Here is a 5,589-nt window from a genome sequence, read left to right on the forward strand (position 1 = left end):
AATCCCGATCTTGATCCAAGTCTATCTCAGAACATCAACAACGCTCTGAACAAGCTTTAATATACTTCGACCTGACCATTAAATATTCTCTGAAGTTTATTTCTAACAATAATAAATGCCGGGATGAGAAACGCATCTGCCAATATCCATGCCACTGGGCTGGCGAGGCAGATTGCGGTAAATCCTATCTGTGGAACGAGGAGTATCGCCATAAGCGATCTTCCAATCATCTCCATTACACCCGCAAGTACTGCAAATAATGAATATCCCATACCCTGAATCAGGAATCTTACGATATTAACAAGAGCCAGTGGAATATAGAAAAGGCTGTTGTATATCAGGAAAAGATGTGCATTATCAAGGCATGTAACTTCACTTGCATCAAGGAATATCATTGCAAAGTTCCTGCCAAAGAAAGCAAGAACCACAAAAGCTATTACTGAATAAATACTTCCAATCTTAACTGCAGCATGAAGTCCTAATGTCAGATGATCAAGCTTCTTGGCTCCCACATTCTGACCACCGTAGGTTGCCATAGTTGAACCAAGGGCATCAAACGGAATACAGAAGAACATTCCGACCTTGCTGGCTGTTGTAACAGCAGTAACAGCATCCTCTCCAAGGCCATTGATAGCAGTCTGCAAAATAACACTGCCAATAGCTGTAATTGAATACTGAAGTCCCATTGGAACACCCATGTTAAGCAGAATCACGAAATGAGATCTGTCCAGCTCCCAATCCACTTTGCCAAGCTTAAGGATATCAATCTTTCTGATAATATACGCAAGACATAAGCTTCCAGCAACAAGCTGAGATACTACAGTGGCAAAAGCCGCTCCAAATATTCCCCAGTGGAATACCATGATGAACACAAGGTCAAGACCAATGTTCACTACAGAACCGATAATAAGGTACTGAACAGGGTGCTTACTGTCTCCAAGAGCTCTTATGGTAGCTGACAGAAGGTTATACATATAAGTTGCCGGGATACCCAGGAAAATAACGATTATATATCTGTAGGCATATTCCAGAATAGACTCAGGTGTTCTCATTGTCACAAGAATCTGTCTACAGAATATGCTTACTAAAAATGTCATTACTACAGCAAAGATTGAGCACAGAATGATGGCATGGGTAAAGAACTTACGCATGCTCTTATAATCTCTTGCCCCAAATCTCTGAGCTATGGGAATTGCAAAGCCGTTGCAGACTCCCATACAAAAGCCCATTATAAGAAAGTTAACTGCTCCTGTAGAACCCATACCAGAATAGGCTTCCTTACCAAGAGTCCAGGATACGATAGCTGTATCTATTATGTTATAAAGCTGCTGGAAAAGCATGCCCCAAAAGAGTGACATTGCAAAGCCCATAATAAGCTTCATGGGATCTCCAACAGTTAAATCCTTGATATTACTTGTCTTAGACATTATATTCACCTAAACGACAAAAAATCATTAATTTATTATATGTAGCCAACAGTGCAAATTTCTGTAATACAATTCAAAATGACATACTACTACAAATTGTTTATTATTGTAAAGTGGTTATTAATTTTGTACAATGTACTTAAATTTTTCATAAGAAAACACGCGGAAATGGAGACATTATGGATAACATTAAAGCAGTAGTTTCTCTAGGTCATGACGCTCTCGGTGTTACAACCTCCGAGCAGCTTACAGCAACCAAAGTCGCAGCCAAGGCTCTCGCAGATCTTGTAGAAGCCGGATACCTACTTACAATCACACACAGTAACGGACCTCAGGTCAGCATGATACACAAGGCTATGACTGAGCTTCATAGAATGTATATTGATTACACTGCAGCTCCTATGTGCGTATGCAGTGCAATGAGTCAGGGCTATGTTGGATATGATATTCAGAATTCCCTGAAGGCAGAGCTCACAGGCAGAGGTATTTCCAAGGCAGTCAGCACAATCCTCACACAGGTTACAGTTGATCCTTATGATGAGGCCTTCTATGCACCTACCAAGGCAATCGGCAGATACATGTCCAAGGAAGATGCCGATAATGAAGTTAAAAAAGGAAACTTTGTAAAAGAAGATCCAGGCAAGGGCTACAGACGTATAATCGCAGCTCCCAAGCCAATAGATATAGTTGAGATAGACGCTATCAGAGCACTTGTAGATGCAGGTCAGATCGTAATAGCCTGCGGCGGTGGCGGTATTCCTGTAATCCAACAGGGCCATGTACTTAAGGGTGCTTCCGCAGTAATCGAGAAGGATGCTATTGCTGGTAAGCTCGCAGCAGACCTTAAGTCTGACAAGCTCATCATCCTTACATCTGTTCCTTATGTTTACAAGAACTTCCAGAAGGAAGAACAGGAAGAGATTTCCAAGATGACAGTATCAGAAGCAAAAGCCTTCATAGAAGCCGGAGAATTCGGCGAAACAGATATGCTTCCCAAGATTGAAGCAGCAATCGAATTCCTTGAATCCAATAACGACGGCGAAGTTGTCATTACTTCTCTTAGCACAGTTGAGGATGCTCTCAAGGGCAAGGCTGGCACAAGAATTACTTTCGCCTGAATTACAAATAATGATTAATTAGTTAATCCCACAGCAAACGCTGTGGGATTTTTAATTCAGGCATTAGTAGCCTGTTCAATGTTAAGCTGTGGGAGTTTGGGCTGAACTATATCTCCTCTGATCTCAATAAGAGGTGAAGCCTTACCTTCTATATAGTCTCTTGTAATAGTAACCTTTCCTATGTTCTCATCCTTAGGAATCTCGTACATGATATCAAGCATGAATTCCTCGATGATAGCACGAAGGGCTCTTGCACCAGTATCTTTTTCCAATGCCTTCTCTGCAATAGCTTCAAGGGCTGTATCATCAAACTGAAGATCTACTTCGTCAAGAGCAAGGAGCTTCTGATACTGCTTGAGTATCGCATTCTTAGGCTCTTTTAATATCTGTACCAGCATCTCTTTGGTGAGAGCCTGAAGTGAACAGATAATAGGGAGACGTCCAAGGAACTCGGGAATCATTCCGAATTTCTTGAGATCCTCAACAGTAACATTTGTCAGAAGGTTAGGATCATCTTCGTATTTATCCTTAAGATCAGCATCAAAACCTATTGATGTCTGCTTGTTAAGTCTCTGAGTAATGATCTCCTCCAGGTCTGGGAAAGCTCCTCCACAGATAAAGAGAATATTTCTGGTATTAACTGTAGCAAGTGGAACCATGGCATTTTTGCTGCCAGCTCCAACAGGAACTTCTACATTTGAGCCCTCGAGAAGCTTGAGCATTCCCTGCTGAACCGATTCTCCACTTACATCTCTTGAAGTTGTATTCTTCTTTTTGGCAATCTTATCTATCTCATCAATAAAGATAATACCGTGTTCTGTCTTCTCAACATCATTGCCAGCAGCTGCAAGAAGCTTACTTACTACGCTCTCAATATCATCTCCGATATATCCAGCCTCAGTAAGAGATGTAGCATCTGCTATAGCAAGAGGCACATCAAGAAGCTTGGCAAGAGTCTTAACAAGGTATGTCTTACCACTACCAGTTGGTCCCAGAAGCAGAATGTTTGATTTCTCAATTTCAATCTCGTCCATGGTGTCTGTTGCCACTCTCTTATAGTGGTTATAAACAGCAACTGACATAACCTTTTTAGCCTGGTCCTGTCCGATCACATACTCATCAAGCTTGGCTTTGATCTTGTGAGGTGCAGGAATATTCTTGATATCAAAAGCTGGCTTGGCTGCAGATTCACTCTTTTTCTTGATCTTCTGAGTATTAGGAATTCCGCCGCCCATGTTGAAATTACCATTAGTAAGATCACCCATGTTAAAGAAGCCAAAGTTTGGCATACCAGTCTGCTTGTTGAGCTCATTCATAAGAGTTGGATTGTTAAGCATGTTCTGGTAATCAAACTGGCTGACAGTATCCATAGTCTTGTGCATACAGTCATTGCAGATGCTGATATTGTTGGGAAGATGGAACATCTTGCCAGCCTTGCTCTCAGGTCTTCTGCACACGAAGCAGACATCCTCATATTCTGTCTTGTTCTCTTCGCCCTTGTCTGATGGAGAATCAGTCTTATCTGTCTCAACTGTATCCTGAATATCTACTCTCTCATCATCAGTTACTTCTCTGAAATCGAAATCATCATTTCTGTTATCTGTCATTAAACGTTACTCCCTTATTCCCTAAAAAAGAAATTGCTATGGATGGCTCCTCGTCATCCATAGCAACCATATGTCTCTAATATAATCAGTGTCCGCCAGATCCTGAACCAAAATTACCTGATCTGTCTTCTGGCTTACCAGGAGACTGCTTACCATCATACTGTCCGGAACTTCCACCATTCTCACCGGCATTAGAATCCTGAGTATTTACTGAGGTTGCTGCTCCTAGTGTAACATTATAAGTAACTTCTGTATACTCTGAACCATTCTGTCTCATAACAGTAACTGGAACAGTTGTACCAATTGCATAGTACTGAAGTCTTGTCTGAAGGTCATCCATAGAAGTAATCTCCTGACCATCAAACTCTACAATTACGTCGCCCTTTTCAAGGCCTGCTGCTGCAGCGCCGCCACCATTCGAAACCTCTGCAATATATACTCCCATAGGAAGTCCGTATACAGAAGATACTTCTGAGGTAACGCTTACACCAGAAATTCCAATGTATCCTCTCTCATCATCTGAAAGCTTGATCTTGGTCTCTTCGTTCATAAGCTGCTCGATAATAGGCTTAGCTGCAGAAATAGGAATAGCATATCCCATACCTTCTACTGTATCTCCACCAATCTTGTTGGAGTTGATACCAATAACTTCGCCCTGAAGATTAAGGAGCGCACCACCTGAGTTACCTGGGTTGATAGCTGCATCAGTCTGAATAAACTCTCTTGTGCTACCATCATCAAGCTCTACCTGACGATTAAGAGCTGAGATAACACCTGTTGTAACTGACTGGCCATAGCCAAGAGCATTACCAATTGCTATAGCAGGTTCGCCAAGAACGAGCGCATCACTGTCACCAAGAGTTGCTACCTTGATGCTGTCCATTGTGCTGCTGGAAATATCATCCAGCATAACTGCTATTACAGCCAGATCCATATCTGAATTAGTACCCTTTACAACAGCTGCAAGTGTTGTGTCGTCATTAAAGATAACCTCCAAAGAATCAGCGCCCTCAATTACGTGATAATTGGTTGCTATCAATAACTCTGAATCGTTCTGTCCAACTATAATTCCGCTTCCAGATGCTGTAGCTTCCTGAGTCTGCACATAGCCAAAATAGCTAGCTGATGCTGTGTAGTTGTTGTGGATAATAACCATTGCTGGCATTACCTCTTCTACAACTGCTGTAACATCTGTAACTACGGCCTTGGTCTCAGCAGATACTGTTGTTGTCTGAACCTTTTCCTTGTCTGTCTCAGTCTGCTCAATCTGTGCCTGCTGCTGTGGCTCTTCCACAGCCTGAGTAGTCTCTGTAGTCTTGTTTGCTACTCTGTTAGCAATTGTGTAATAAGAAGCACCAATGCCTCCTACCAAAAGAGCAAGTATTGCGATAGCTGCTACAACAATTGCTGCTGTGTTCTTCTTGGCAGGTTTAACAG

At 41.9% G+C, this 5,589-nt stretch carries 4 protein-coding genes; 1 reads left to right on the forward strand and 3 read right to left on the reverse strand.

Features of this window, described 5'->3' with window-relative positions; all coding sequences use genetic code 11:
* Window positions 1–56: 56 nt before the first annotated feature.
* A complete protein-coding gene (locus tag IJI01_RS13015; RefSeq protein WP_292191177.1) occupies window positions 57–1,427 on the reverse strand; it encodes an MATE family efflux transporter in 1,371 nt (456 codons plus the stop codon).
* A 179-nt stretch (window positions 1,428–1,606) separates the two neighbouring features.
* On the opposite strand from IJI01_RS13015, the gene arcC reads away from it, so the two are divergent.
* On the forward strand, window positions 1,607–2,545 hold the full coding sequence (arcC, locus tag IJI01_RS13020; protein WP_292191179.1) for a carbamate kinase: 939 nt from the start codon (window positions 1,607–1,609) through the stop codon (window positions 2,543–2,545).
* A 56-nt stretch (window positions 2,546–2,601) separates the two neighbouring features.
* On the opposite strand, the gene clpX is transcribed toward arcC, so the two are convergent.
* The gene (gene clpX / locus IJI01_RS13025) at window positions 2,602–4,152 is read right to left on the reverse strand and encodes an ATP-dependent Clp protease ATP-binding subunit ClpX (protein ID WP_292191182.1); all 1,551 of its coding nucleotides are present in this window, start codon (window positions 4,150–4,152) and stop codon (window positions 2,602–2,604) included.
* A gap of 85 nt (window positions 4,153–4,237) precedes the next feature.
* The coding region (locus IJI01_RS13030; protein WP_292191184.1) for a S1C family serine protease at window positions 4,238–5,589 on the reverse strand (1,352 nt) is incomplete at its 5' end.

The sequence above is a fragment of the Butyrivibrio sp. genome (genome assembly GCF_017433805.1).
In the GTDB taxonomy this organism is placed as follows: Bacteria; Bacillota; Clostridia; order Lachnospirales; family Lachnospiraceae; genus Butyrivibrio.

Bases quoted from the DNA above. Each gene is read 5' to 3' on its own strand.
- clpX (WP_292191182.1), bottom strand. From the start codon at position 4,152: ATGACAGATAACAGAAATGATGATTTCGATTTCAGAGAAGTAACTGAT.
- IJI01_RS13015 (WP_292191177.1), bottom strand. From the start codon at position 1,427: ATGTCTAAGACAAGTAATATCAAGGATTTAACTGTTGGAGATCCCATG.
- arcC (WP_292191179.1), top strand. From the start codon at position 1,607: ATGGATAACATTAAAGCAGTAGTTTCTCTAGGTCATGACGCTCTCGGT.